This is a genomic window from Streptomyces thermodiastaticus, from assembly GCF_014656135.1.
In the GTDB taxonomy this organism is placed as follows: Bacteria; Actinomycetota; Actinomycetes; order Streptomycetales; family Streptomycetaceae; genus Streptomyces; species Streptomyces thermodiastaticus.
Genome location: NZ_BNBV01000011.1, coordinates 29632 through 53532, shown reverse-complemented (window position 1 = coordinate 53532; position 23901 = coordinate 29632). Strand labels below are relative to the sequence as shown.

Annotated in this window: 24 protein-coding genes; 19 read left to right on the top strand and 5 right to left on the bottom strand. The window is 74.3% G+C overall.

The window, feature by feature from the left end; all coding sequences use genetic code 11:
* Nucleotides 1-170: 170 nt before the first annotated feature.
* Nucleotides 171-1298, top strand: coding sequence for an alpha/beta hydrolase (locus tag IE286_RS12870; RefSeq protein WP_189796821.1), 1128 nt, complete (start codon nucleotides 171-173; stop codon nucleotides 1296-1298).
* 179 nt (nucleotides 1299-1477) lie between these two features.
* On the top strand, nucleotides 1478-2554 hold the full coding sequence (locus tag IE286_RS12865) for a hypothetical protein (RefSeq protein ID WP_189796820.1): 1077 nt from the start codon (nucleotides 1478-1480) through the stop codon (nucleotides 2552-2554).
* A 97-nt stretch (nucleotides 2555-2651) separates the two neighbouring features.
* Here IE286_RS12865 and IE286_RS12860 read toward each other — a convergent pair whose 3' ends face one another.
* Complete coding sequence (locus tag IE286_RS12860; protein ID WP_189796897.1) at nucleotides 2652-4031, bottom strand: PH domain-containing protein; 1380 nt, start codon at nucleotides 4029-4031, stop codon at nucleotides 2652-2654.
* The gene (locus IE286_RS12855) at nucleotides 4016-4519 is read right to left on the bottom strand and encodes a PH domain-containing protein (RefSeq protein ID WP_229862522.1); all 504 of its coding nucleotides are present in this window, start codon (nucleotides 4517-4519) and stop codon (nucleotides 4016-4018) included. The genes IE286_RS12860 and IE286_RS12855 overlap by 16 nt, the downstream gene beginning before the upstream one ends.
* Before the next feature lie 31 nt (nucleotides 4520-4550).
* Between IE286_RS12855 and IE286_RS12850 the strand changes: the two genes are divergently transcribed.
* Entirely contained in the window at nucleotides 4551-5702 is a 1152-nt protein-coding gene (locus tag IE286_RS12850) for an NADH-quinone oxidoreductase subunit D (protein ID WP_189796818.1), read from the top strand.
* On the opposite strand, the gene IE286_RS12845 is transcribed toward IE286_RS12850, so the two are convergent.
* Nucleotides 5667-6749 carry an SAM-dependent methyltransferase gene (locus tag IE286_RS12845; protein ID WP_267969797.1) on the bottom strand — a complete coding sequence of 361 codons (1083 nt, stop codon included), beginning with the start codon at nucleotides 6747-6749 and terminating at the stop codon, nucleotides 5667-5669. The genes IE286_RS12850 and IE286_RS12845 overlap by 36 nt on opposite strands.
* 154 nt (nucleotides 6750-6903) lie before the next feature.
* On the opposite strand from IE286_RS12845, the gene IE286_RS12840 reads away from it, so the two are divergent.
* From IE286_RS12840 to IE286_RS12830, 3 genes are all read left to right on the top strand, one after another.
* Nucleotides 6904-8103: a sensor histidine kinase gene (locus tag IE286_RS12840; protein ID WP_189796817.1), complete on the top strand. Its 1200-nt coding sequence runs from the start codon at nucleotides 6904-6906 to the stop codon at nucleotides 8101-8103.
* 86 nt (nucleotides 8104-8189) lie between these two features.
* Entirely contained in the window at nucleotides 8190-8861 is a 672-nt protein-coding gene (locus IE286_RS12835) for a response regulator (RefSeq protein ID WP_189796816.1), read from the top strand.
* Nucleotides 8862-8902: 41 nt separating this feature from the next.
* On the top strand, nucleotides 8903-9535 hold the full coding sequence (locus IE286_RS12830) for an AAA family ATPase (RefSeq protein WP_189796815.1): 633 nt from the start codon (nucleotides 8903-8905) through the stop codon (nucleotides 9533-9535).
* A gap of 135 nt (nucleotides 9536-9670) precedes the next feature.
* Here IE286_RS12830 and IE286_RS12825 read toward each other — a convergent pair whose 3' ends face one another.
* The gene (locus tag IE286_RS12825) at nucleotides 9671-10924 is read right to left on the bottom strand and encodes a threonine aldolase family protein (RefSeq protein ID WP_372462545.1); all 1254 of its coding nucleotides are present in this window, start codon (nucleotides 10922-10924) and stop codon (nucleotides 9671-9673) included.
* 188 nt (nucleotides 10925-11112) lie between these two features.
* Here IE286_RS12825 and IE286_RS12820 point away from each other — a divergent pair, with 188 nt between their 5' ends.
* Nucleotides 11113-12096: a CPBP family intramembrane glutamic endopeptidase gene (locus tag IE286_RS12820; protein WP_308115065.1), complete on the top strand. Its 984-nt coding sequence runs from the start codon at nucleotides 11113-11115 to the stop codon at nucleotides 12094-12096.
* 440 nt (nucleotides 12097-12536) lie between these two features.
* On the opposite strand, the gene IE286_RS12815 is transcribed toward IE286_RS12820, so the two are convergent.
* On the bottom strand, nucleotides 12537-12788 hold the full coding sequence (locus tag IE286_RS12815; RefSeq protein ID WP_189796904.1) for a hypothetical protein: 252 nt from the start codon (nucleotides 12786-12788) through the stop codon (nucleotides 12537-12539).
* Nucleotides 12789-13060: 272 nt separating this feature from the next.
* Between IE286_RS12815 and IE286_RS12810 the strand changes: the two genes are divergently transcribed.
* From IE286_RS12810 to IE286_RS12755, 12 genes are all read left to right on the top strand, one after another.
* Nucleotides 13061-14335 carry a sensor histidine kinase gene (locus IE286_RS12810; RefSeq protein WP_189796812.1) on the top strand — a complete coding sequence of 425 codons (1275 nt, stop codon included), beginning with the start codon at nucleotides 13061-13063 and terminating at the stop codon, nucleotides 14333-14335.
* Complete coding sequence (locus IE286_RS12805; protein ID WP_189796811.1) at nucleotides 14323-14982, top strand: response regulator transcription factor; 660 nt, start codon at nucleotides 14323-14325, stop codon at nucleotides 14980-14982. The genes IE286_RS12810 and IE286_RS12805 overlap by 13 nt, the downstream gene beginning before the upstream one ends.
* Before the next feature lie 218 nt (nucleotides 14983-15200).
* Complete coding sequence (locus IE286_RS12800) at nucleotides 15201-16130, top strand: Rossmann-like and DUF2520 domain-containing protein (protein ID WP_189796810.1); 930 nt, start codon at nucleotides 15201-15203, stop codon at nucleotides 16128-16130.
* A complete protein-coding gene (gene panC, locus IE286_RS12795) occupies nucleotides 16127-17194 on the top strand; it encodes a pantoate--beta-alanine ligase (RefSeq protein WP_189796809.1) in 1068 nt (355 codons plus the stop codon). The genes IE286_RS12800 and panC overlap by 4 nt, the downstream gene beginning before the upstream one ends.
* Nucleotides 17191-18924 (top strand): L-aspartate oxidase, encoded by a 1734-nt coding sequence (locus IE286_RS12790; protein WP_189796808.1) that lies wholly within the window; start codon nucleotides 17191-17193, stop codon nucleotides 18922-18924. The genes panC and IE286_RS12790 overlap by 4 nt, the downstream gene beginning before the upstream one ends.
* A gap of 5 nt (nucleotides 18925-18929) precedes the next feature.
* Nucleotides 18930-19910: a carboxylating nicotinate-nucleotide diphosphorylase gene (nadC, locus tag IE286_RS12785; protein WP_189796807.1), complete on the top strand. Its 981-nt coding sequence runs from the start codon at nucleotides 18930-18932 to the stop codon at nucleotides 19908-19910.
* Nucleotides 19911-19919: 9 nt separating this feature from the next.
* Nucleotides 19920-20717, top strand: a complete 798-nt coding sequence (locus IE286_RS12780) for a type III pantothenate kinase (protein WP_125500076.1) — start codon at nucleotides 19920-19922, stop codon at nucleotides 20715-20717.
* Nucleotides 20718-20894: 177 nt separating this feature from the next.
* A complete protein-coding gene (locus IE286_RS12775; protein ID WP_189796895.1) occupies nucleotides 20895-21626 on the top strand; it encodes a serine/threonine-protein kinase in 732 nt (243 codons plus the stop codon).
* A 111-nt stretch (nucleotides 21627-21737) separates the two neighbouring features.
* Nucleotides 21738-21923, top strand: coding sequence for a hypothetical protein (locus tag IE286_RS12770; protein ID WP_189796806.1), 186 nt, complete (start codon nucleotides 21738-21740; stop codon nucleotides 21921-21923).
* Nucleotides 21924-22134: 211 nt separating this feature from the next.
* A complete protein-coding gene (locus IE286_RS27175) occupies nucleotides 22135-22758 on the top strand; it encodes a BlaI/MecI/CopY family transcriptional regulator (RefSeq protein ID WP_229862575.1) in 624 nt (207 codons plus the stop codon).
* A gap of 9 nt (nucleotides 22759-22767) precedes the next feature.
* Nucleotides 22768-23301 carry an amino-acid N-acetyltransferase gene (locus IE286_RS12760; protein ID WP_189796805.1) on the top strand — a complete coding sequence of 178 codons (534 nt, stop codon included), beginning with the start codon at nucleotides 22768-22770 and terminating at the stop codon, nucleotides 23299-23301.
* 206 nt (nucleotides 23302-23507) lie between these two features.
* Nucleotides 23508-23843, top strand: coding sequence for a histone-like nucleoid-structuring protein Lsr2 (locus tag IE286_RS12755; RefSeq protein WP_189796804.1), 336 nt, complete (start codon nucleotides 23508-23510; stop codon nucleotides 23841-23843).
* Nucleotides 23844-23901 lie beyond the last annotated feature (58 nt).

Below are 23901 nucleotides of genomic sequence, written 5' to 3'. Positions count from 1 at the left end.
GTGGGTCCGGTGCCTACCGGGCAACCGGCGACATTGCGCCCTCTAGGACGGAGTCCGGGGCAAGCAGGTTCACTCGTCACCGTAAAGCCGGGTCGAGGCCGGCTTCGGGCCCGGGCGAGCCCACTGCGGCCGGGGGCGTTGCGAGGAGAAGTGCGGACAGGGAAGAGCCCATGGGTCTCACGAGCAGGAAAGTGCTGGCGCTGGCGGTGCTCTGCGCCGTCGTGCTGTTCGCCGCCACGGTGTGGCTGTGGCCGCGGCTGGCCCGCCGCAGCTGGCGGGCCGTCACCGGACGCGTCGTCATGCTGCTGGCCACACAGTTGTCGGTCTTCGTCTGCGTCGGGCTCGCCGCCAACCAGGCCTTCGGGTTCTACGCCAACTGGGCGGACCTGTTCGGACAGGAGACCGACGAGGGCGTGGTGGTCGAGCACGCGGCCGGCGGGGCGGCGGACGGCCGGCTGCAGGTGGTCGGCACCCAGAAGGTCATGGCGGCCGGTGCGTCCCTGCCGCGGCTGAGCGGGCAGATACAGAAGGTCGGCATCGAGGGCCGCAGGACCGGCATCGTCACGCCCGCCTACGTCTACCTGCCGCCGGAGTACTTCCAGCCGCAGTACCGGACGCGGACCTTCCCGGTGGCGGTGGTGCTCACCGGCTATCCGGGCACGGCGCAGGCGCTCATCAGCAAGCTGGAGTACCCCCGCACGGCCCACGACCTGGCGAAGAAGGGGCGGATGCAGCCGATGGTCCTGGTGATGCTGCGGCCGACCCTGGCGCCGCCGCGGGACACCGAGTGCGTGGACGTCCCGGGCGGCCCGCAGACCGAGACGTTCTTCGCCGAGGATCTGCCGGAGGCCGTCCTGTCGCACTACCGGGTCGGCAGGGGGGCGGGCAGCTGGGGCATCATCGGTGATTCCACCGGGGGTTACTGTGCGCTGAAACTCGCCATGCACCACCCCGGGCGGTACACCGTGGGTGTCGGTCTCTCGGCGTACTACAAGGCGCCGATCGATCCGACGACCGGTGATCTCTTCCACGGGAACACGAATCTGCGCAATCGTGCGGACCTGATGTGGAGCATCCACCACCTTCCCGCACCGGAGACTTCACTGCTCGTCACCAGCAGCCGGCACGGCGAGCGGGACTACAAATCCACCCTGGAGTTCATCGACGCGGTCAAAGCCACGAACAAGACCCGTATCTCCTCGATCATCCTGGACAGCGGCGGTCACAACTTCACCACCTGGAAGCGGGAGATCCCTCCGGCTCTGGAGTGGATGAGCGGTCGTCTGGCCGAGAGCTGAAAATGATCATGAAAGGGGGTCCGGGAGCCCCGGGAGATGCCCCGGAAAGGAGCCGCACTCCGTTTCCCGGGTGCCCGGCAGGTGCCCCGGGCGGCTGATGCGTCGTGAAGATTTCGGTATGGCCGCCATTTCGCGGGGCGGCCCACCGCGAATCACCGGCGCGCGGTAGGTTTCTGGCCATGCCACGTGGACGTCACCGCCATTCCCCACCCCTGCACAGATTGCTGCCGCCTTCGGCGATCGCCGGTGTCTCCCTCGTCTGCGCCCTGGGCCCGTGGGTGACCACCGCGCCGGTGGTGCTGCGCCTGCTCTCCCTGGCCGCCGCGGCCACGGCGGTCACCGGGGCGGTCGTCATGCGCCGCTGGGACGCCCAGGCCGGCCGGAAGGTCGCCGATCTCACCCGCGCGCGGACGAGCGACGAGTGGCGCTTCGAGGAACGCCTCGCCGAACTGGAGGCGGACCTGGAGGAGTCGCGCGAGCTGCGGACCCGCCTGGAGAACAAGCTGCGTGCCAAGCGGGCCGAGCTGTCCGGCCTGCGCAACGAGCACGCGGCGCTGCTGCGCCGGTACGCCACCGCCGAGACCGAGCGCGCCAGCGCCCTGGAGGGCCGCCGCCAACTGCAGCTGGAGGCCGGCCACGAGGCCCGCGCCCTTCCGGCCGCCGCGGCCGACCGGCAGGGCACGGCACCGGCGGGCACGCCGGACGTCCCCGCCGCGGGCCATGTGGCCCTGTCCTCTCCCGAGGGCGCCGAACTGTTCCGGCGGGCCGGGGCCGCCCTGGCCCGGCTCGCCGCCGCCCAGACCGCCCCCGCGGACCGGGCTGCCTCCGGTGCGCGGGACGCCGTGGCCGGATCCGCCGGCCGGGACGGCGCGGCCGATGCCGCCCGGCCCACGCCGGGCAGCCGGGTGCGGCCGCCGGGCGGACACGTCACCGTGCCGGCCGCGGTGGCCGTCGTACCGGCCGCGCCCGCCCCGCGCCCGGTGACCGAGGGAGGCTTCGACTTCTTCGGCACCAAGAGCGGTACGGCGAAGGGCACGCGCAAGAAGGCACCGGTCGCCGCCCTGGAGGCCGTCCAGAACGAAGACCTGGCCGACGTCGTGGGCGAGGAGGCGCTCGCCGCGCACCAGGCCGAGTCGGAGTCCGGCTCCGCGCCAGCCGGCGCGGGCCCGGTGGCCGCGGGGCAGGTCATCGACCTGACCGCGCACGACGAGACCGAGCAGATCGACGTCCAGGGGCTGCGGTCCGCGGCCTCCTGAGGGCCGGCAGACACGTCCCGCGCGAGTCCGGCAGGGCTCGCCCGCAACCCCCGCAGGGGTGCAGCACCGAGGGGTGCGGTCCACCGGGCCGCACCCCTCACCGCTGTCCGAGCCCGTCCCACGCCGTCCCGGGCCCGGCGTTGCGTGCCGTCCGGCCGTCCTGCCGCGCCGCGCGGCACGCCGTCCGGGACCGCACGGCCTGGGCCCGCAGCAGCCCGGCGGCCTCCTGGGCGTCCCGCAGATGCGCCGTCACCGTCCGGTTCGCGCCGGTGTCCAGGCGCAGGGCGGCGACCTGCCACACCCGCTGCCAGGGCCCCTGGGTGAGCCGCACGCTCTGCACCTTGGCGTGCGGGACGAGGGCGAGCCGACGGTGCAGCAGGCCGCTCCGGGCGGCGACCACGGTGTCCGTGACCGCGATCCCCTGAGCCCGCCACCACAGCGGCAGGCACCACCGGGCGCGCCGCGGCGGTCGCAGCAGCTCCGTGTCCGCCGGAACCGTCACCCCGGGCAGCACCCGGGCGACGACCGGCTCGGCGATGTGCCGGGGCGCCACCGGCAGCAGCAGCGAGTTCGACGAGCCGGCCACGTCCAGCTCCACCCGCACCCAGCCCAGCGGCCGCCACAGCAGCGGCTGCACCAGCCGCACCGTCTGCACCCGCCCCGGCGGCACCGTCTCGTGGGTGCGGTCGAGCAGGCCCCGGTCGATGCGCAGGCCGTCCGGGGACTCGCTCAGTGTCCAGTCGCAGGCGCCGGCGAACCGCCGCACGCTGCTCGTCACCGCGCCGCCGACCAGCGGCACCGCGGTGGCCAGGACCGGCCACGGCTGGTGGGTGATCAGCCACAGCAGCACCGGCACGACCAGCGACGCGGCCAGCTTGGCCCAGGTCGGCACGAGCAGCAGCAGCGAGGCCGCCAGCACCCCCGAGGGCACCCGCACCAGCTGCCGTGCCGGCGCCTCTCCCGCCCGGTGTGCCGCGCCGGGGGCGGCACCGGCCGCCCGCGCGAGCAGTTCGGCCCGCAGGGCACGGGCCTCGATCTCACCGAGGAAGGCCAGCTCGTCCTTCTTCCGCGCCCCGATCACGTCCAGTTTCAGCTTCGCCACCCCCGCGAGCCGGCCGAGCAGCGGGCGGGTGACGTCGACGGCCTGGATGCGCTCCAGCCGGATGTGCGCGGTGCGGCGGAAGAGCAGGCCGGTGCGGATGCGCAGTTCGGCGTCGGTGACCGCGTAGCGGGTGTACCACCACGAGACGACCCCGTACACGGCGGCCGCCGGGACGAGCACGGCGAGAGCCAGGCCCAGCATGGCAGGGGTCAGCCGGGACAGCTGCCGGTGCGCCTGGTCGGGGTCGTGCACGGCCCACCCGACGATCACGGCCAGCGGCGCCCACGCCCGGCGCAGCGGTGTGACCGGGTGCAGCCGCCGCTCGCCGCCGCCCCGCCCGGTGCCGTCGCCCGGCGCCGTCACAGCCCCGCCGATCGGGCCTGGCCGAGCCGGGTGAGCCGGTCGCGCAGCCGTTCCGCCTCGGCCGGGTCGAGGCCCGGTATGGTCGCGTCGGTCGCGGCGGCGGCCGTGTGCAGCTGGACCGTGGCCAGCCCGAAACGCCGCTCCACGGGCCCGGAGGTGACCTCCACCAGCTGCATCCGCCCGTACGGCACCACGGTCTCCTCCCGCCACAGCACACCCCGGCTGATCAGCAGGTCGTCGGCGCGCTCGGCGTACCGCCAGGAACGCCAGTTGCGGCCCAGCAGCACCCAGCCCCACACCGCCGCGGCGACCGGCAGCAGCGCGCACGCCGCCCAGGCGGGCGCCAGCAGCACGCCCAGCGGCACCCCCACCGCCACGGCGGCGAGTGCCGCCCACAGCACCAGCAGCAGCCGGCGCATCCTCAGCAGTCCCGGCGGCAGCGCCGTCCACACCGGCTGGTCCTCGCTCGTCCGCCCCACCTGGCGGCTCCCCGTTTCCACAGGCCAAGCGTACGTACGAGAAACTGGGTGCATGACTCCTACGACCCAGACCACGGTCGGGATCGGCGGCGCCGCGGAGAGCACCGACATGGTGCTCAACATCGGCCCGCAGCACCCGTCCACGCACGGGGTGCTGCGGCTGCGGCTGGTGCTGGACGGTGAGCGGATCGCCCGCGCGGAACCGGTGATCGGCTATATGCACCGCGGCGCTGAGAAGCTGTTCGAGGCCCGCGACTACCGGCAGATCATCGTGCTGGCCAACCGCCACGACTGGCTGTCGGCGTTCTCCAACGAACTCGGCGTGGTCCTGGCGGTGGAGCGGATGCTCGGCATGGAGGTGCCCGAGCGCGCGGTGTGGCTGCGCACGCTGCTCGCCGAGCTGAACCGGGTGCTCAACCACCTGATGTTCCTCGGCTCCTATCCGCTGGAGCTGGGCGGCATCACGCCGGTCTTCTACGCGTTCCGGGAGCGGGAGGTCCTGCAGAACGTCATGGAGGAGGTCTCCGGCGGCCGGATGCACTACATGTTCAACCGGGTCGGCGGCCTGAAGGAGGACCTGCCCGCCGGGTGGCCCGGCCGGGCGCGGGCCGCGGTGGCCGCCGTGCGCTCCCGGATGGACGTCTTCGACGACCTGGTCCTCGGCAACGAGATCTTCCGCGGGCGCACCCGGGGCGTCGGAGTGCTCGACGCCGCGACCGTGCACGCCTACGGCGTCAGCGGGCCCATCGCGCGCGCCTCGGGCGTCGACTTCGACCTGCGGCGCGACGAGCCGTACCTGGCCTACGGGGAGCTGGGGGACGTGCTGCGGGTGGTCACCCGGCAGGAGGGCGACTGCCTGGCCCGCTTCGAGTGCCTGCTGGAGCAGACCCACACCGCGCTCGACCTGGCCGACGCCTGCCTGGACCGGCTGGCCGAGCTGCCGCCCGGCCCGGTCAACCAGCGGCTGCCCAAGGTGCTCAAGGCACCCGAGGGGCACACCTACGCCTGGACCGAGAACCCGCTCGGCATCAACGGCTACTACCTGGTGAGCAAGGGCGAGAAGACCCCGTACCGGCTCAAGCTGCGCTCGGCGTCGTTCAACAACGTCCAGGCGCTCACCGAGCTGCTGCCGGGGACGCTGGTGGCGGACATGGTGGCGATCCTGGGCTCAATGTTCTTCGTCGTCGGGGACATCGACAAATAGCCCCGCGCCGCCGGCGGTGTCCGGCAGCACCTCGGCCCCGTCCGGCAGCCGCACCGGCTGCAGCAGCCACCCGAAGTCGCCCAGGCCGCCCGGCGCGGTGAGTTCTGCCGCCTGACCGGCGCGCGCCAGGGCGCGTACGTAGTCCGCCGGGCGTTCGGAGGCGAGGGTGAGCGGCGGGCGGGCGCCGGTGACGCCGAGGGCGCGCAGGGCCTCGCGCTGGGTGAGCACGCGTGCGCCGGTCAGGCCGGCCGGTGCCGCGGCGGCGCACGCGTCCAGGGCGACGTGCGCGGTCAGGTCGCAGGAGCCGTCCGGCACCGGCGCCGTCTCGCGCCCGTCCCGGAACCCGGTGAGCGTGCCGTACCAGGGCCGCTCACCGGACACATGCCCGTAGTCCACCGCCACCGCCAGCCCCCGGGCGAGCCGGGAGACGGCCCGCGCCCAGGCGGTGTCCCGGGGCAGGCCGATCTCGGCCCGCAGCCCCGGCTCGGCGGGCAGCGGCCACCAGCGCGCCAGCCAGTCCGCGTCCTCGCCCGCCACCGGCTCGCCGAGCCGCTCGGTGCCGTCCCGTCCGACGAGCACCCGCCGGGGCACGCCGTCCCGGTCCACCTCCGCCACGTCCACCGGCACGTTGTCCAGCCACTCGTTGGCGAACAGCAGCCCGCAGATCCGCTCCGGGGGCTCGCCGCGCCACGCGATGCGAGGATCGAGCCCCGCCGGGCGGCCGGCGATCTCGACCGCGTGCACCCGCACCCGGCCGGCCACCTCGCCGGGCAGCGCGGCGAGCACACCTCCGGCCAGCTCGCCCCGCCCGGCCGCCATGTCCACGAAGTCCAGCTCCGCCGGGCGGCCCAGCAGCCGGTCCACCCGGCACAGCAGCCGTGCCACCGCGCCCGCGAACAGCGGCGAGGCGTGCACCGAGGTGCGGAAGTGCGCGGCAGGCCCCTCCGGCCGCCGGTAGAAACCCTCCGGCCCGTACAGCGCCTCCTCGGCCGCCGCCCGCCAGCCGCGCCGTTCGCCGTCGTTGCTGCTCACCGCCACGGTGATCAGCCTAGGCGGCGTCCCGGAAGCCGCATCGTCCGCTCGCCCCCCACCCGGGGCACGCGACCGGCGACTGCCTCCACCTTGCGGAGTAGGAGCGGCGGAGCCGGATCGGCCCTCCGGCTGACTCCGGTGTCCGGCACGCTTGCCTACGCTGGGTGACGTGCAGCGCCTCTACGAGTTCATCCGCAGGCACCCGACGTGGGTCGACGGCTTCTGGGCCCTCGTGCTGCTCGGGCTGTCCTGCATGACGGCGTGGAGCCTGGAGGGGATACCGGGGCGGCACGGGTGGGGCGCGGTCGGAGTGTCGTTCGTGCTGTGCGTGGTCGTCGCGCTGCGCCGGCGCATGCCGGAGAAGATGGTGCTGCTGGCGGCGGCGACCGGGCTGGCGCAGCTGGTCTTCGACATCGGGGCGGTGGTCGCCGACTTCGCGCTGCTGGTGATCATCTACACGGCCGCCGCGATCGGGGCCCGCTGGGCCTCGCGGCTGGCTCTGGGCGGCGGGCTGTGCGCGGCCACCGTGGCGCAGATCCGCTGGCCCCAGCAGGAGGTGACCCCAGCCGGGCAGATCGCCATGGCCCTGTTCCAGACGGTGCCGTTCGCCTTGGCCTGGGTGCTGGGCGACTCGATGCGCACCCGCCGCGCCTACTTCGCGCAGCTGGAGGAGCGGGCCTCCCGGCTGGAGAAGGAGCGCGAGGCGCAGGCCAAGGTGGCGGTGGCCGCCGAACGCGCCCGGATCGCGCGCGAGCTGCACGACGTGGTGGCGCACAACGTGTCGGTGATGGTGGTGCAGGCCGACGGCGCCGCCTACGTCCTGGACACCGCGCCCGACCAGGCGAAGAAGGCCCTGGCGACCATCTCCTCCACCGGCCGGCAGGCCCTCGCCGAGATGCGCCGGCTGCTGGGCGTGCTGCGCACCGGCGAGCACCAGGAGGGCGGCGAGTACGTGCCGCAGCCCGACGTGGCGCAGATCAAGGACTTGGTCGAGCAGTGCCGCGGCTCCGGGCTGTCCGTCGACTTCCGGATCGAGGGCACCCCGCGCCCGCTGCCCAGCGGCGTGGAGCTGACCGCGTACCGCATCGTGCAGGAGGCCCTGACCAACACCCGCAAGCACGGCGGTCCCGACGTGGGCGCCAGCGTGCGGCTGGTGTACTTCGACGACGGGCTCGGCCTGCTCGTGGAGGACGACGGCAAGGGCGCCCCGCAGGAGCTGTACCAGGAGGGCGGCCTCGACGGTCAGGGCCACGGGCTGATCGGCATGCGGGAACGCGTCGGCATGGTCGGCGGCACGCTGGACGCGGGCCCGCGCCCGGGGGGAGGCTTCCGCATCAGCGCCCTGCTGCCGCTCAAACCGGCGCACTGAGACGCCGCCGCACACCCCCGTGTGACCCCTGCCCGCGCCTGTCACGCCGACCGTGACCCGCGCACGACACGACGGAAAGGACCTCGATGACGATCCGCGTGATGCTCGTCGACGACCAGGCGCTGCTGCGCACCGGCTTCCGGATGGTGCTTGCCGCCCAGCCGGACATGGAGGTCGTCGCGGAGGCGGGCGACGGCGTCGAGGCCCTGCGGGCGCTGGCGACCACGGACGTGGACGTCGTCCTGATGGACGTCCGCATGCCGAAGCTGGACGGGGTGGAGGCCACCCGGCGGATCTGCGCGGAGCCGGACGCGCCGAAGGTGCTGATCCTGACCACCTTCGACCTCGACGAGTACGCCTTCTCCGCCCTGAAGGCGGGCGCGAGCGGGTTCATGCTCAAGGACGTGCCGCCGGGCGACCTGCTCGCCGCGATCCGTGCCGTGCACAGCGGGGACGCCGTCGTCGCCCCGTCCACCACCCGGCGGCTGCTGGACCGGTTCGCGCCCATGCTGCCGTCCACGGGCCGCGAACCGCGGCACACGGAGCTGCAGCGGCTCACCGACCGCGAGCGGGAGGTGATGGTGCTGGTCGCGCAGGGTTTGTCGAACGGTGAGATCGCCGCGCGGCTGGTGCTGTCCGAGGCGACCGTGAAGACCCATGTGGGCCGCATCCTGACCAAGCTCGGTCTCAGGGACCGGGTGCAGGTGGTGGTGATGGCCTACGAGACGGGCCTGGTGCGCGTGGGCGGGCGCGGATGAAGGGCCTGTGCCGGGCGAGTAGCCGTCGGTAGGGTCTGCGCATGCTCCTGTGGATCAACGGCCCCTTCGGGGGCGGCAAGACACAGACCGCACACGAGATCCACCGCCGGCTGCCCGGCAGCGTGATCTGCGATCCCGAGCACGCGGGCTTCGGCCTGCACCGCATGCTGCCGCCCGCACTGCGCGGCGACTTCCGCGACCTGGCCGCCTGGCGGCAGGGCGTGGTGGAGGTGCTCGACCTGGTGCTCACCCGGCACGAGGGCGTGGTGATCGCCCCGATGACCGTCACCGACCCCGGCTGCTTCGCCGAGACCGTGGGCCGGCTGCGCGACCTCGGCCACGACGTACGCCACTTCACCCTGCTCGCCGAGCGCGAGACGGTGCTCAAAAGGCTCAGGGAACGCCGGCTCGGGCGCGCCGTGCGCGCCGTGACCGGCAAGGGCACCGGCACCGGCGGGGACAGCTGGGCGGTGCGGCAGCTCGACCACTGCCTTCAGCGGCTGCGGGAGCCGGAGTTCGCCGAGCATCTGTGGACGGACGGCTTCACGGTGCCGAAGACCGCCGACCGGATAGCGGTCCTGGCCGGACTGACGCTGCGCCCCAACCGCGAGGGCCGGGTGCGCACCCGGCTGCGGCAGGCGGCGGTGGGCGTCCGGCACATCCGGTTCGACTGACGGCCCGGCAGGCCGGCCCCAGGCCGGAGAACGCCGCCGCCGACAGCCCGGCCGTCGGCCGACGGCGTCCGTCGACCGACGCGACGCTCCCGGCCCTGCCGGCGCAGCCGGGACGACCGGGGCGCCGGAGTGGAGCTACCTGACGCCGGAGGCGGCACCGCTCAACCGTGCGACGAACTGCGCGGCCGCCTCCTTCACGTCCGCCGGTGTCCACTCAAGGCCCGCGGCCCGCACCATGACCTCGGTGGCGGACAGCCCCGGGCCTGTGCGGTGCCAGCTGCCGGAGAACAGCATGGTCCCGGTCTCCTCGGCCGTGCGCACCGCCGCCTCGGCCGCCTCGTCGGCGTCGTACGGCAGCCACACCTGGAAGTCGTGGGTGTGCGGCACCTCGGGGTGCACACGCACCCACGGCACGCCGGCCTCGGCCAGCCCCTCCCGCAGCGCGGCGGCCACCACGCGCGCGTGCGCCACGTACTCCGGCAGCCGGGGCAGCTGCCGCTCCAGGCCGACGAGCGCGGACAGGGCCGTCGGGAACTGCTGGAACACCTGGCCGCCGTACCGGTGCCGCCAGACGGTCGCCTCCTCGATCAGCGTCCTCGGACCGGCGAGCGCGGCGCCGCCGTAGCCCTCCAGGGACTTGTAGAACGACACGTACACGCTGTCGGCCAGGTCCGCGATCTCGGCGAGGGAGCGGCCGAAGTGGACGGTGGACTCCCACAGGCGGGCGCCGTCGAAGTGCACCACCGCCTCCCGCTCGCGCGCCGCCGCCACGACGGCGGTCAGCTCCTCCCACGTGGGCAGCACGAAACCGGCGTCCCGGAGGGGGAGTTCGAGCATCAGCGTGCCGAAGGGTTCCTCGAAGTCGCGCACCTCCTCGGCGGTCGGCGGACGCTCCTCGGTGGTGAGGCGGAGCGGGCGCAGGCCGCTGACCTCGCTGAAGGCGTCGCGTTCGTGCACCTCGGGGTGGGCCAGGGCGTGCAGCGCGACGGCCGGGTTCCCGGTACGGCCCGCCCAGCAGCGCAGCGCGACCTGCTGGGCCATCGTGCCCGTCGGGAAGAAGGCGGCGGCCTCCTTGCCGAGCAGCCCGGCGACCTTCTCCTCCAGGGCCGCGACGACGCCGTTGCCGTAGACGTCCGCGGGCTCGTCCAGGTCGTAGACGTCCTGCGCCCGCTCCAGCAGCGCCAGGCGTTCGCGCAGCGTCGCCTGGACCCCGAGGCGGGCCAGCACCCGCCGCGCCTCGCGGTGCGCGGCCTTGCGCCGCTTGCCCAGCCGTATGCGCCGCTCCGTGTCGCTCGGCGGCGTGTCTCCGGGCGCCTGCCCGTCCGGCTCCGCCGCCCTGTTCGTGCCGTTTCGTTCTGCCGTGCCGCTCTGTTCCGTGCCGTCGCTCATGACGTGGATCATGCCTTCCCGGCCCGGCGCGGGCCATGGTCCACCTGGAGATTCCCGAGGGCGGGAGGGCCGGCGTACAGCCTGCTGTACCTGGAATCGGGGTGTGCGCGGCAGCGACTTCGAGTGGCTCAACTGGTGTGCTTTTTCCGTCAGTTGAACGTCAGTTGAGACGTCCCGAAGGAGTTCCGGTGAACCCGCAGAGCACCGTTGCCGAGGCCGCCCGTCCGCTCGCCCCGCACCCGCACCCCGGGCAGAACCCGCACCCGCACCCTGGGCAGAACCCGCACCCGCACCCTGGGCAGAAGGAGCCGGGGCGCGGGCCGGGAGCCCTGCTCCGCCGGGCCCCGCTGGTCTCCTTCTTCGTGCTGGCCTTCGCGCTCAGCTGGCTGGCCTGGACGCCGTACATCCTGTCCCACAACGGCGTCGGCGCCTGGGACTTCACGTTCCCCGGCGGTGACCTGGGCAGTCAGCTGCTCGGTGTGCTGCCGGGCGCCTACCTCGGACCCATCGCCTCGGCGCTCACGGTGACCGTGGCCTGCGAGGGCCGTGAGGGGTTGCGCACCTGGCGCCGGCGCATGACCCGGTTCAGGGTCGGCTGGTTCTGGTACCTCCTGGTCATCGTCTCGGTGCCCGCCGCGCTGACCCTGGCCACCACCGCCCTGACCGACCAGTCGCCCGCCATGCCGTCCGCGGCCGTCCTCGCCGCCTTCCTGCCCGGCCTGGTGCTGCAGATGATCACGACGGGTCTGGCCGAGGAGCCCGGCTGGCGCGAGTTCGCGATGCCCCGGATGCAGCGCCGCTACGGTCCCCTGCTCGCCACCGTCGTCGTCGGCGTCCTGTGGGGCGCCTGGCACCTGCCCCTGTTCCTGACCGACTGGGGCGGCCCGGCGCACGACATCACGCCGGTGGCCGAGTTCATGGCGACCACCCTCGCCTTCAGCTTCGTCATGACGTGGGTGTTCAACCGCACCGGCGAGAGCATGCCGCTGGTCATGCTGACCCACACCAGCGTCAACAACTTCATCTCCACGGCCTGGTCGGACATGTTCCCGAACGCCGACGCCGCCTACGGCTCCCACGCCTTCCTGGTCAGCTCCTTCGCGGCGGCGCTGATCATCCTCGTGGCCACCCGGGGCCGCCTGGGCACGAGCCGCACGACGCCTTCGCGGTGACCCCCGCGACGCGCCCGAGGGGATGACCCCGCAACGCGCCCGCGGGGAGGGGGGAACGCGGCCGCTCCCCCTTCCCCGCGGGCGTCGCGCTGTCTGCTTGCTCGCGCCGGCCGGTCGGACGGATACGCCGACCGGCCGGCGCTGTGGTCGTTCTCCCGGCTGTCCGGGGTCGTTCTCCCGGCTGTCCGGGGGCCGTTGCCCCGGCCGTCCGGGACCGTTGGGGCAGGGGGGCGCACGTTGTGCGGGCGGTGGCGGCGGTGCTTCGCTCGGGCAGCGCCGCGGGCCGCTGCCCGCGCGACCGTGCCGAGGAGGTCAGTCCGTCTCGGTCCACGTGGTCGGGTGCGGCGGGAGGAGCCGCGCGGCGGGCGCGTTCCGGCCGAGCACGAAAAAACCCCGCCGTTCGGCGGGGGAGGCGGATCTCGGCGAGCTGTACGCCCAGGTCACCGGCGTCCTTGCACGCTTCGCGTCACGAGCGTCCCGCCGCAGACGAGGGTGACGACGCCGCTGAGCAGGTGCGTCCACATGGCGGCGTTCAGGATCGAGGCCGCCATGTTGCCGGCCGCGCTGACGACGACCAGGGTCCACAGCACCAGGCGCAGCACGTCGGTCCGGGCCGGGGCGTCGGCGCTCGGGCGGGTGCCGGCGCAGGAGACGGCGGGGTCGGCGATGCGGTACGGGTCGGTCGCGGTCATCAGAGCCTCCGTTGTCGAACCGAGCGGTGTCTTGTGACGTCTTCGACGCTAGATCGCGCGGGGCTCCGTTCCGATCCCGCAGGCCGCCCGGCTCAGGTACAGCAGGCTGTACTTCTGCCCCTTCGGCCCTGACCGGGGGCGGGAGCGCGGCCTAGGGTCGGCACGGGCGCCGCAGACGGACGGCCGCCCCGCGCCTGCACGGCGCGCCCCTGCACGGCGGGCCCGGCACCCGGCGCCGGCGCCCCGACATGCGAACCCACGGGAGGAGACCGATGACCACCCGGCAGGACGCCCCGCCGGCCGGCGAGAGCGCCGGGCTCAAGGACGGCGTCGTACGGACCATGCAGCGCGCCGGCGCCGGGATCGCGCAGCTCACCTCCGGGCTGTCCACCGGGCTGCCGGCGCTCCTGGTGCTGCTGTGGGCGGCCGTGACCGCCGTGACGAGCCTGGCCGGGATCGGCCTGCTGATGGCACCGGCCGTGCTGCGCGCGCTGCACGCCCTGGCCGGCCGGGAGCGCGCCCGGCTCGGCCGCTGGGGCGAGGAGGTCATCGCCCCCGACCCGCCGCCCACCGACGTGCGGACCGCGCTCGCCGACCTCACCACCCGGCGGGAACTGCGCTGGCTGGTCCGGCACGCCACCCTGGGCCTGCTGCTGGGCCTGCTCGGCGCCCTGCTGCCGGCGGCCGCCGTCCGCGACATCACCTTCCCGCTGTACTGGCGTCTCGCGCCCGACGACGCCACCGCGACGTCGATCGGCCTGGGCACCGCGCACTCCTGGCCGGACGCGCTGTCCGTGTCGCTGCTCGGGGTGAGCTGGGTCCTCATCTCGCTCGGGCTCACCCCCGGCATGGCCCGCGTGCAGGCGCGGCCCGGACGCCGGCTGCTGGTCGCCGGGCCGGAGGTCGACCTGTCGCGGCGGGTGGCGGAGCTGACCGCGACCCGGGCGGCCGCGCTCGACGCCCACGCGGTCGAACTGCGCCGCATCGAGCGGGCGTTGCACGACGGCACACAGAACCGCATCGTCAGCGTCACCGTGCTGCTCGGCGCGGCCCGCCGCATGCTGGCCCGCGACCCGGCCGGCGCCGAGGAACTGCTGGAGCGCGCCCAGTCCGCCGCCGAACAGGCCCTCGCGGAGCTGCGGTCGGTCTCCCGCAGCATCCTGCCGCCGGTCCTGGACGACCGCGGTCTGGAGGGCGCCCTGTCCGCGCTCGCCGCCAACTGCGCGGTGCCGTGCCGGATCGACGTCGACGTACCCCAGCGGTGCGCGGCCTCGGTCGAGGCGACCGCGTACTTCGTCGTGGCGGAGGCACTGACCAACATCGCCAAGCACAGCGGGGCGAGCCTGGCCACCGTCACCGTGCGCAGTGCGGGCGGCCGGCTGCGGCTGCGGGTGCAGGACGACGGCCGCGGCGGCGCCGACGAGAACGGCGGCTCGGGACTGACCGGAATGCGCCGCAGGGTCGCCGCGCACGACGGTACTCTCTCCCTGACCAGCCCGCCGGGCGGCCCGACAACCCTTCAGGTGGAACTTCCATGCGGATCGTGATCGCTGAGGACGACCCGTTGCTGCGCGAGGGTCTCGCCCTGCTGCTGCGGGCCGAAGGCATGGAAGTGGCGGCCACCGCGGACACCCCCGACGGGGTGCTCGCCGCCATCGAGGAACACCGGCCGGACGTCGCCATCCTCGACGTACGGATGCCCCCGACCCACACCGACGAAGGCATCCGCGCGGCCGTCGAGGCCAGGCGGCGGCGCCCCGGGCTTCCCGTGCTCGTGCTGTCCGCGTACGTCGAGCAGAGCTTCGCCACCGACCTGCTCGGCGACGGGGTCGACGGACTCGGCTACCTGCTCAAGGAGCGCGTCGGCCGGGTCGAGGAGTTCCTGACCGCGCTGCGGCGCGTGGCGGACGGCGGCACCGCGATCGACCCGGAGGTCGTGGCCCAGCTGCTGACCCGTACCCGGCAGGACTCCCGCCTGGACCGGCTCAGCCCGCGCGAGCGCGACGTGCTCGAACTGATGGCGGAGGGCCTGGGCAACGCGGCCATCGCCGAGCGCCTCGTCGTCACCGAGGGCGCCGTGCACAAGCACATCCGCAACATCTTCGCCAAGCTCGACCTCGCCCCCACCGACCGCGTGGACCGCAGGGTCGCCGCCGTCCTGCGCTACCTGGAGGAGGGCCGGCGGCTGGTGTGAGCGCGCCGCCCGGCCCCGCCGGCCGCAGGGAACCGGGACAGCACGCCGGGCCGCCTCACGGCCCGGCGCGCGCCGGGCCTGCCGCGCGAGGGGCGGTCCGGCGCTGTGCCACGACGCACAGCCCGTGGACGGCCGGATCGCTTCCCGGCGATTCGCGTTAGCATGACGAGAAATCGTCCGGTACCCGAAGCGGACTGGAACGGGAAGGCCGCCGTCGCGTGAGTACAAGCCAACAGCCAGATCCCCAGGACCGTCCCGCGCGGCTCACCGTCGGCGTCGTGGGCGCCGGACGCGTGGGCCCCGCCCTGGCCGCGTCACTGCAGCTCGCCGGGCACCGCCCGGTCGCGGTCTCCGCGGTCTCCGACGCCTCCCGCAGGCGGGCCGCGCAGCTGCTGCCCGGCGTGCCCGTGGTGCCGCCCGCGGAGGTGCTGCGGCGCGCCGAACTGGTGCTGCTGACCGTCCCCGACGACACCCTGCCCGGCCTGGTCCAAGGGCTCGCCGACACCGGGGCGGTGTGCCCGGGCCGGCTGCTCGTGCACACCTCCGGGCGGTACGGCACGAAGGTGCTCGACCCCGCCCTGCGCGCGGGCGCGCTGCCGCTGGCCCTGCACCCGGCGATGACCTTCACCGGCACGTCCGTCGACGTCCAGCGCCTGGCCGGGTGTTCCTTCGGCGTCACCGCCCCCGAGGAGCTGCGGCTGGCCGCGGAGGCCCTCGTCATCGAGATGGGCGGCGAACCGGAGTGGATCGCCGAGGAGATGCGCCCGCTGTACCACGCGGCCCTCGCGCTCGGCGCCAACCACCTGGTCACCCTGGTCGCCCAGTCCATGGAGCTGCTGCGCTCGGCGGGCGTCGCCGCCCCCGACCGGATGCTCGGCCCGCTGCTCGGTGCCGCCCTCGACAACGCGCTGCGCTCCGGTGACGCCGCCCTGACGGGTCCCGTCGCGCGCGGGGACGCGGGCACGGTCGCCGCGCACATCGCGGAGCTGCGCCGGCACGCCCCGCACAGCGTCGCCGGGTACGTGGCGATGGCCCGCGCGACCGCCGACCGCGCGCTCGCCCACGGGCTGCTGAAACCGGAACTCGCCGAGGACCTCCTCGGGGTACTCGCCAACGGGACCGACGGCGCCGAGGGAGACGCCCGATGACCACCACTGTCCTGCACACCGCCGCCGAACTGCACGCCCGCGCGCGCACCGGCCCCCGGGCCGTCGTGATGACCATGGGCGCGCTGCACGAGGGGCACGCCACCCTGATCCGCACCGCACGCGAGATCGCCGGCCCCGAGGGCGAGGTCGTCGTCACGGTCTTCGTCAACCCGCTGCAGTTCGGCAAGGGCGAGGACCTCGACCGCTACCCGCGGACCCTGGACGCGGACGTCAAGCTCGCCGGCATCTCCGGCGCCGACGTCGTCTTCGCGCCCTCGGTCGAGGAGGTCTACCCGGGCGGCGAGCCCGAGGTCCGCATCAGCGCGGGCCCCATGGGGCAGCGCCTGGAGGGCGCCTCCCGCCCCGGGCACTTCGACGGCATGCTCACCGTCGTCGCCAAGCTGCTCCACCTCACCCGCCCCGACGTCGCCCTGTACGGCCAGAAGGACGCCCAGCAGCTCGCGCTGATCCGCCGCATGGTGCGCGACCTGAACTTCGGCGTGCAGATCGTCGCCGTGCCCACCGTGCGCGAGGACGACGGCCTGGCCCTGTCCAGCCGCAACCGCTACCTGTCCCCGCAGGAGCGGCGCACCGCGCTCGCCCTGTCCCGCGCCCTGTTCGCGGGCCGGGACCGGCTCGCCGCCCAGGAGGCGCTGTGCGCCCGGGCCCGTGAGGTGCCGTCCTCGCAGGCACGGGCCGAGGCCCTCAGCGCCCTGGGGGAGTCCCGCGCGGCCGCCGACGCCGCCGCGGTGGCCAAGGCGTCCCCCGGGGTCGCCGAGGCCGTCCGTGCCGCGGCCCGGCTGGTCCTGGACGAGGCCGCCCGGCTCGACCCGCCGCTGGAGCTGGACTACCTCGCCCTGGTGGACCCGGCCGACTTCACCGAGATCGACGACGACTTCACCGGCGAGGCGGTCCTCGCCGTGGCCGCACGGGTGGGCACCACCCGGCTGATCGACAACCTGCCGCTGACCTTCGGAGCCCCCGGCACCCCGGACGCCGCCGGGCAGCCCGGCTCCTTGCTCTCCGACCAGGCAGCGGGCGAGGCTTCCGGAGCCGTCTCGTGACCGGCACCGGGATACGGCTGCACGCCCCCGCCCCCGGCTGGTCCGTCGACGCCGACGTGGTGATCGTCGGCTCCGGCGTGGCCGGCCTGACCGCCGCGCTGCGCTGCCAGGACGCCGGGCTGAGCACGGTCGTCGTCACCAAGGCGCGGCTCGACGACGGCTCCACCCGCTGGGCGCAGGGCGGCATCGCCGCGGCCCTCGGCGAGGGCGACACCCCCGCACAGCACCTGGACGACACCCTGGTCGCCGGCGCCGGCCTGTGCGACGAGGAGGCCGTACGGATCCTCGTCACCGAGGGCCCCGCCGCGGTGCGGCGGCTGATGGACACCGGCGCGCGGTTCGACACCGACGACGCGGGCGGCATCCACCTCACCCGCGAGGGAGGTCACCACCGCCGCCGCATCGCGCACGCCGGCGGCGACGCGACCGGCGCGGAGATCTCCCGGGCGCTGGTGGAGGCGGTCCGCGCCCGCGGGGTGCGCACCATCGAGCACGCGCTCGTCCTGGACCTGCTCACCGACGCCGAGGGGCACGCCGCCGGCGTCACCCTGCACGTCATGGGCGAGGGCCGGCACGACGGGGTGGGCGCCGTGCACGCGCCCGCCGTGGTGCTGGCCACCGGCGGCATGGGCCAGGTCTTTTCCGCGACCACCAACCCGTCCGTGTCCACCGGCGACGGGGTGGCGCTCGCCCTGCGCGCGGGCGCGGAGGTTGCCGACCTGGAGTTCGTGCAGTTCCACCCGACGGTGCTCTTCCTGGGCGCGGACGCCGAGGGCCAGCAGCCGCTGGTGTCCGAGGCGGTGCGCGGCGAGGGCGCCCACCTGGTCGACGCCGACGGCGTGCGCTTCATGGCCGGCCGGCACGAACTGGCCGAGCTGGCGCCCCGCGACGTGGTCGCCAAGGGCATCCTGCGGCGCATGCTGGAGCAGGACGCCGAGCACATGTACCTCGACGCCCGGCACTTCGGCGCCGCGATGTGGGAACAGCGCTTCCCGACCATCCTGGCCGCCTGCCGCGCCCACGGCATCGACCCGGTCACCGAGCCCGTCCCGGTCGCGCCGGCCGCCCACTACGCCTCCGGCGGCGTCCGCACCGACTCCCGCGGGCGCACCACCGTGCCCGGCCTGTACGCCTGCGGCGAGGTCGCCTGCACCGGCGTGCACGGCGCCAACCGCCTCGCCTCCAACTCCCTGCTGGAGGGCCTGGTCTACGCCGAGCGGATCGCCGCCGACATCGTCCGGGAACGCGCCGACGGCACCCTCGCCCCGCGCGTGCCGCGGCCGCTGCCGCACACCGGCCGGCCCGCCGAGCCGCTGCTCGCGCCCGAGACCCGGTTCGCGATCCAGCGGATCATGACCGAGGGGGCGGGCGTGCTCCGCTCCGACGCCTCGCTCGCCACCGCCGCCGACCGGCTGGAGCGCCTGCACGCCGAGGCCCTCGGCGCCCTGGAGGAGGACGGCAAGACCGCCGAGCCCGGGGTGGACACCTGGGAGGCCACCAACCTGCTGTGCGTCGCCCGCGTCCTGGTCGCCGCAGCCCGGATGCGCACCGAGACCCGCGGCTGCCACTGGCGCGAGGACCACGCCGACCGGGACGACGCCCGCTGGCGCCGCCACATCGTGGTACGCCTGAACCCGGACCGCAGCCTGGCCGTGCACACCACGGACAGCGCGGGCTTCCCCCCGACCCGCCCTAAGGCCCCCGCGCCCCGCCCCCGTCAGGAGCAGTGACACCCGTGAGCACCGACGATCTTCCCCTCGCCCCGACCGGAGGCTGCGGCGACGGCTGCGCCTGCGGCGCGGAGGGCGACGACGAGTACGTGGAGTGCGGGCTCGATCCCGCGCTCGCCCAGCTGCTGGCCGACGCCGGCCTCGACCCGGTGGAAGTCGAGGACGTCGCCCACCTCACCGTCCAGGAGGACCTGGCCGGCGGCGTGGACGTGACGACCGTGGCGACCATCCCCGAGGACGCCGTGGCCACCGGCGACTTCACCGCGCGCACGGCCGGCGTGGTGGCCGGTCTGCACATCGCCGAGGCGGTGCTGTCGGTCGTGTGCACCGACGCGTTCGAGGTCGAGCGGCACGTGCTGGACGGCGACCGGGTCGAGGCCGGGCAGAAGCTGCTGTCGGTCACCACCCGCACCCGCGACCTGCTGACCGCCGAGCGCAGCGCGCTGAACCTGCTGTGCCATCTGTCCGGCATCGCCACCGCCACCCGCGCGTGGGCGGACGCCCTGGAGGGCACCAAGGCCGAGGTCCGCGACACCCGCAAGACCACGCCCGGCCTGAGGAGTCTGGAGAAGTACGCCGTGCGCTGCGGCGGCGGCGTCAACCACCGCATGTCCCTGTCGGACGCCGCCCTGGTCAAGGACAACCACGTGGTGGCCGCCGGCGGTGTCGCCGCGGCCTTCCAGGCCGTGCGGAAAACCTTCCCGGACGTGCCGATCGAGGTCGAGGTCGACACCCTGCACCAGCTGCGCGAGGTCGTGGACGCGGGCGCCGACCTGATCCTGCTGGACAACTTCACGCCCGGCGAGTGCGAGGAGGCCGTCGCGATCACCGGCGGCCGGGCGCTGCTGGAGGCCTCCGGCGGGCTCACGCTCGCCACCGCACGCGCCTACGCGGAGACCGGGGTGGACTTCCTGGCCGTGGGCGCCCTCACACACTCCTCGCCCATCCTGGACATCGGGCTCGACCTGCGCGAACCGGGGGAGTAGGAACCGCCGATGCTGCTGACGATCGACGTAGGCAACACGCACACCGTCCTCGGCCTGTTCGACGGTGAGGACATCGTCGAGCACTGGCGCATCTCCACCGACGCGCGCCGCACCGCGGACGAGCTGGCCGTGCTGATGCAGGGCCTGATGGGCATGCACCCGCTGCTCGGCGACGAGCTGGGCGACGGCATCGACGGCATCGCGATCTGCGCGACCGTGCCCTCCGTGCTGCACGAGCTGCGCGAGGTCACCCGGCGGTACTACGGCGACGTGCCGGCCGTGCTGGTCGAGCCCGGCGTCAAGACGGGTGTGCCGATCCTGTTCGACAACCCCAAGGAGGTCGGCGCCGACCGCATCATCAACGCGGTCGCCGCCAACGAGCTGTACGGCGGCCCGGCGATCGTCGTCGACTTCGGCACCGCGACGACGTTCGACGCGATCTCCGCGCGCGGCGAGTACGTCGGCGGGGTCATCGCGCCCGGCATCGAGATCTCCGTGGAGGCCCTCGGCATGCGGGCCGCCCAGCTGCGCAAGATCGAGGTGGCCCGGCCGCGCAGCGTGATCGGCAAGAACACCGTCGAGGCGATGCAGGCCGGCGTCGTCTACGGGTTCGCCGGCCAGGTCGACGGGGTGGTCGACCGGATGGCCCGCGAGCTGTCCGACGACCCCGACGAGGTGACGGTCATCGCCACCGGCGGCCTGGCGCCGATGGTGCTCGGCGAGTCCTCCGTGATCGACGAGCACGAGCCCTGGCTGACCCTGATCGGCCTGCGCCTGGTCTACGAGCGCAACGTCTCCCGGCTGTGACCGCGCGGGGCCGCCGCCCCGGCCGAGGCGGCGGCCCCGCCACACCGCACCCGGAGACCCCTGCCGGTTCCTGCGTCCGCGCGGCACGGCGCGCCACAAGGCCGCGTCATGTGTCGAATTTGTCCGATTAGCGCGTATCGTCGGGCCATGCCCACGCCATACGGAACCCGCGGCGCCATGGTGTTCGGCGCACAGGAGCTGCGCGTGCTCCGCCGCGCCCTCGCCGTTGCCCTTCATGACCGTCCCGCCAGCGCGAAGGACGTGCAGGACTGCCTCCGCCTCGCCGAGGCGCTCGACGAGGCCATGCGCGAAGGCGACCGGTTGCGCGCGTTCCTGGTGGCCGATCTCGCCCGCTACCGCGCGGCCCTGCCTGGCACGGCCGTCGGCTACTGCACCCTGCTGCGGCAGGCCCTGGACGACGGGTACCAGCCGGTGGCCGACGACCTCGCGGCACTGCGGGCCCTGCGCGGCAACCCGGCCGCCGCCGCCCTGCTGCGCCGCTTGGGCGTCCCAAAGGAGCCGCCGGCGTCCGCCCTCGCCGCGCCCGCTCCGCCCGCGCCCCGCACCGCGGCTGACGTCGCGGCCGCCGCCGTGCCCGTCGTGCCGGCCTCCCGCAGTCCTCTGTACGCCGTCAGGGCGCCCCAGGAGGGCCTGCGGGGCCTGACAGGCCCGCGGTGCGGTCTGCCCGGTGCCCGGGGCGCCCAGGAGGGCGACGAGACCGAGAAGCCCGCCGAGAAGCCCGCCGGGAAGCCCGCGCCCAAGCCCGCCGAGCGTCCGGCCCCCGCCCAGCCCCGCCCGGCCCCCAAGCCGGGCCGCCGGCCGATCCCCACCCCCGGCGAGGTGTTCCCGCGCCGCCGGCCCACCCCGCCGGCGGGCGACCCGCACCGGCAGCAGCGGCTCGCGGTGTAGCGCGGCGCGCGGCGGCGCCCCCTCGTGCGGCGCGTGGTGCCGTCCCTCGTACGGCGGTGCGACGCGCCACCCCGCCCCTGTTTGTCCCGCCTCCGTGGCTACTCTGGTCGCATGGACTACGTCTCCGCACTCGTTCCGCCCGTCGTGATGGCGGCCTTTTTCATCGCTCTGGTCAGGGTGATCGTGAAGACCCAGGGCGGCGCGGCCAAGGCGAAGGAGGACGCCGCCGTGGACGCCATGACGCGTGCGCACAGCGGGCAGAGCACCTCGGGCGGCGCGTCCACCGACGCCTCCTGAGCACTCCCCGCCCGGCCACCGCGTCGCGCGCGTGCCACGTCCCGCGCGGGCCGCGGACGAGGCCGGGCCGCCGCGCGTCCTGGATGCGGCGCGTCCGGGCCGCCCCGTACGCCCCTCCGTTGACGCGGGTCACGTCGGCACGCCAAGAGCGGCATTTCCCACTATTGTCTGAGTTGTGCCTCGCCCTCTGGGAGAACTCGAAGACGCGGTCATGACGCGGGTGTGGAAGTGGAACCGCCCGGTGACCGTCCGGGAAGTCCTGGAAGACCTCCAGCGGGAGCGGTCCATCGCCTACACCACGGTGATGACGGTTTTGGACAACCTCCACCAGAAGGGGTGGGTGCGCCGCGAGGCCGAGGGCCGCGCCTATCGTTATGAAGCGGTCTCCACACGCGCCGCCTATGCCGCCGCGCTGATGAACGACGCCTGGTCGCAGAGCGACAACGCCGCCGCCGCTCTCGTGGCCTTCTTCGGAATGATGAGCGAGGAACAGCGGCAGGCCCTGCGTGATGCCGTGCGCATCGTCGAAGGCACACACGGATCCGGCACCGAAGGCACCGGCGCACGCACCGCCCGAGACGCCGCCGCCGAACCCGCCCGCGAACCCTCCACAGGTCCGGCCGAACCCGCCGCACTAGGCACCGCACAAGACGCCGGGGAAGGCCGCGGGGAACGCGGCCGGGAAGGCCACGCGGTCAATCCGGGCGAGGACGGGCGCGAAGACGCCGGTGAAGTCCCCGATAGGCCCGGCGGAGCCCCGGCCGGTGAAACCGCCGGCGCTGCCGAAACCGGCGAGCAGAACCCCGGCTCGGCACCGGGCGGCCGTGGGCGATAGCGTCCGCTCATGTCCGCAGAGCATCCCGAAGTCACCGCAAAAGCCGTCACCGTCCGACGGGCCCGGACCAGCGATGTCCGGGCCGTGCGCCGGCTGCTGGACACCTATGCCAGCGAGCGCATCCTGCTCGACAAACCGACGGTGACGCTTTACGAGGACATCCAGGAGTTCTGGGTCGCCGAACGCGACGACAACGCCGAGGTCGTCGGCTGCGGCGCGCTGCACGTGATGTGGGAAGACCTGGCGGAAGTGCGCACCCTCGCCGTGAAGCCGGGCCTGAAGGGCGCCGGCGTCGGCCACCGGTTGCTGGAGAAGCTGCTGCAGACCGCGCGCTGGCTGGGCGTTCGCCGCGTATTCTGCCTGACCTTCGAAGTGGAGTTCTTCAGCAAGCACGGCTTCGTGGAGATCGGCGAGACGCCCGTCGACACCGACGTCTACGCCGAGCTGCTGCGTTCCTATGACGAGGGTGTCGCGGAGTTCCTGGGCCTCGAACGAGTGAAACCGAACACCCTGGGCAACAGCCGGATGCTTCTGCATCTGTGACCGACCGGGCGCCAGAGGGAACCCTATGTCCGAAACGCGATGTTTCCGGGCGGGTGGCGAGGGCCCGGGTGCGGCCAAGGGTTTGTGTTTTTCCGGCAAAAGCGGTTTGCTTTCCGACGTACTGCAGTACTGCATATAACAGGGGGCCGCGAAACGGCGGAAGCCGCCCGACCCCGGCCCTCACGTTATCGATGAAAGGAAATCCGGTGGCACAGAAGGTTCAGGTCCTTCTTGTCGACGACCTCGACGGCGGCGAGGCGGACGAGACCGTGACGTTCGCGCTGGACGGCAAGACGTACGAGATCGATCTCACCACCGCCAACGCGGAGAAGCTCCGCGGCCTTCTCGAGCCGTACGTCAAGAACGGACGCCGTACCGGCGGCCGCGCTTCCGGCGGCCGCGGCAGGGGCCGCTCCTCGTCCAGCGGCAGCCAGGACACCGCGCAGATTCGCGCCTGGGCGAAGGCCAACGGCTACGAGGTGAACGACCGCGGCCGGGTGCCGGCCAGCATCCGCGAGGCCTACGAGAAGGCCAACGCCTGACGCGAGGTCCGGTGACGACCGACGGCCGCCGCCCGGCCGACGGCAGGCGGACGGCGCA

Bases quoted from the DNA above. Each gene is read 5' to 3' on its own strand.
- IE286_RS12870 (WP_189796821.1), top strand. From the start codon at position 171: ATGGGTCTCACGAGCAGGAAAGTGCTGGCGCTGGCGGTGCTCTGCGCC.
- IE286_RS12865 (WP_189796820.1), top strand. From the start codon at position 1,478: ATGCCACGTGGACGTCACCGCCATTCCCCACCCCTGCACAGATTGCTG.
- IE286_RS12850 (WP_189796818.1), top strand. From the start codon at position 4,551: ATGACTCCTACGACCCAGACCACGGTCGGGATCGGCGGCGCCGCGGAG.
- IE286_RS12835 (WP_189796816.1), top strand. From the start codon at position 8,190: ATGACGATCCGCGTGATGCTCGTCGACGACCAGGCGCTGCTGCGCACC.
- IE286_RS12830 (WP_189796815.1), top strand. From the start codon at position 8,903: ATGCTCCTGTGGATCAACGGCCCCTTCGGGGGCGGCAAGACACAGACC.
- IE286_RS12825 (WP_372462545.1), bottom strand. From the start codon at position 10,924: ATGAGCGACGGCACGGAACAGAGCGGCACGGCAGAACGAAACGGCACG.
- IE286_RS12815 (WP_189796904.1), bottom strand. From the start codon at position 12,788: ATGACCGCGACCGACCCGTACCGCATCGCCGACCCCGCCGTCTCCTGC.
- IE286_RS12810 (WP_189796812.1), top strand. From the start codon at position 13,061: ATGACCACCCGGCAGGACGCCCCGCCGGCCGGCGAGAGCGCCGGGCTC.
- IE286_RS12805 (WP_189796811.1), top strand. From the start codon at position 14,323: ATGCGGATCGTGATCGCTGAGGACGACCCGTTGCTGCGCGAGGGTCTC.
- panC (WP_189796809.1), top strand. From the start codon at position 16,127: ATGACCACCACTGTCCTGCACACCGCCGCCGAACTGCACGCCCGCGCG.
- IE286_RS12780 (WP_125500076.1), top strand. From the start codon at position 19,920: ATGCTGCTGACGATCGACGTAGGCAACACGCACACCGTCCTCGGCCTG.
- IE286_RS12775 (WP_189796895.1), top strand. From the start codon at position 20,895: ATGGTGTTCGGCGCACAGGAGCTGCGCGTGCTCCGCCGCGCCCTCGCC.
- IE286_RS12770 (WP_189796806.1), top strand. From the start codon at position 21,738: ATGGACTACGTCTCCGCACTCGTTCCGCCCGTCGTGATGGCGGCCTTT.
- IE286_RS27175 (WP_229862575.1), top strand. From the start codon at position 22,135: ATGACGCGGGTGTGGAAGTGGAACCGCCCGGTGACCGTCCGGGAAGTC.
- IE286_RS12760 (WP_189796805.1), top strand. From the start codon at position 22,768: ATGTCCGCAGAGCATCCCGAAGTCACCGCAAAAGCCGTCACCGTCCGA.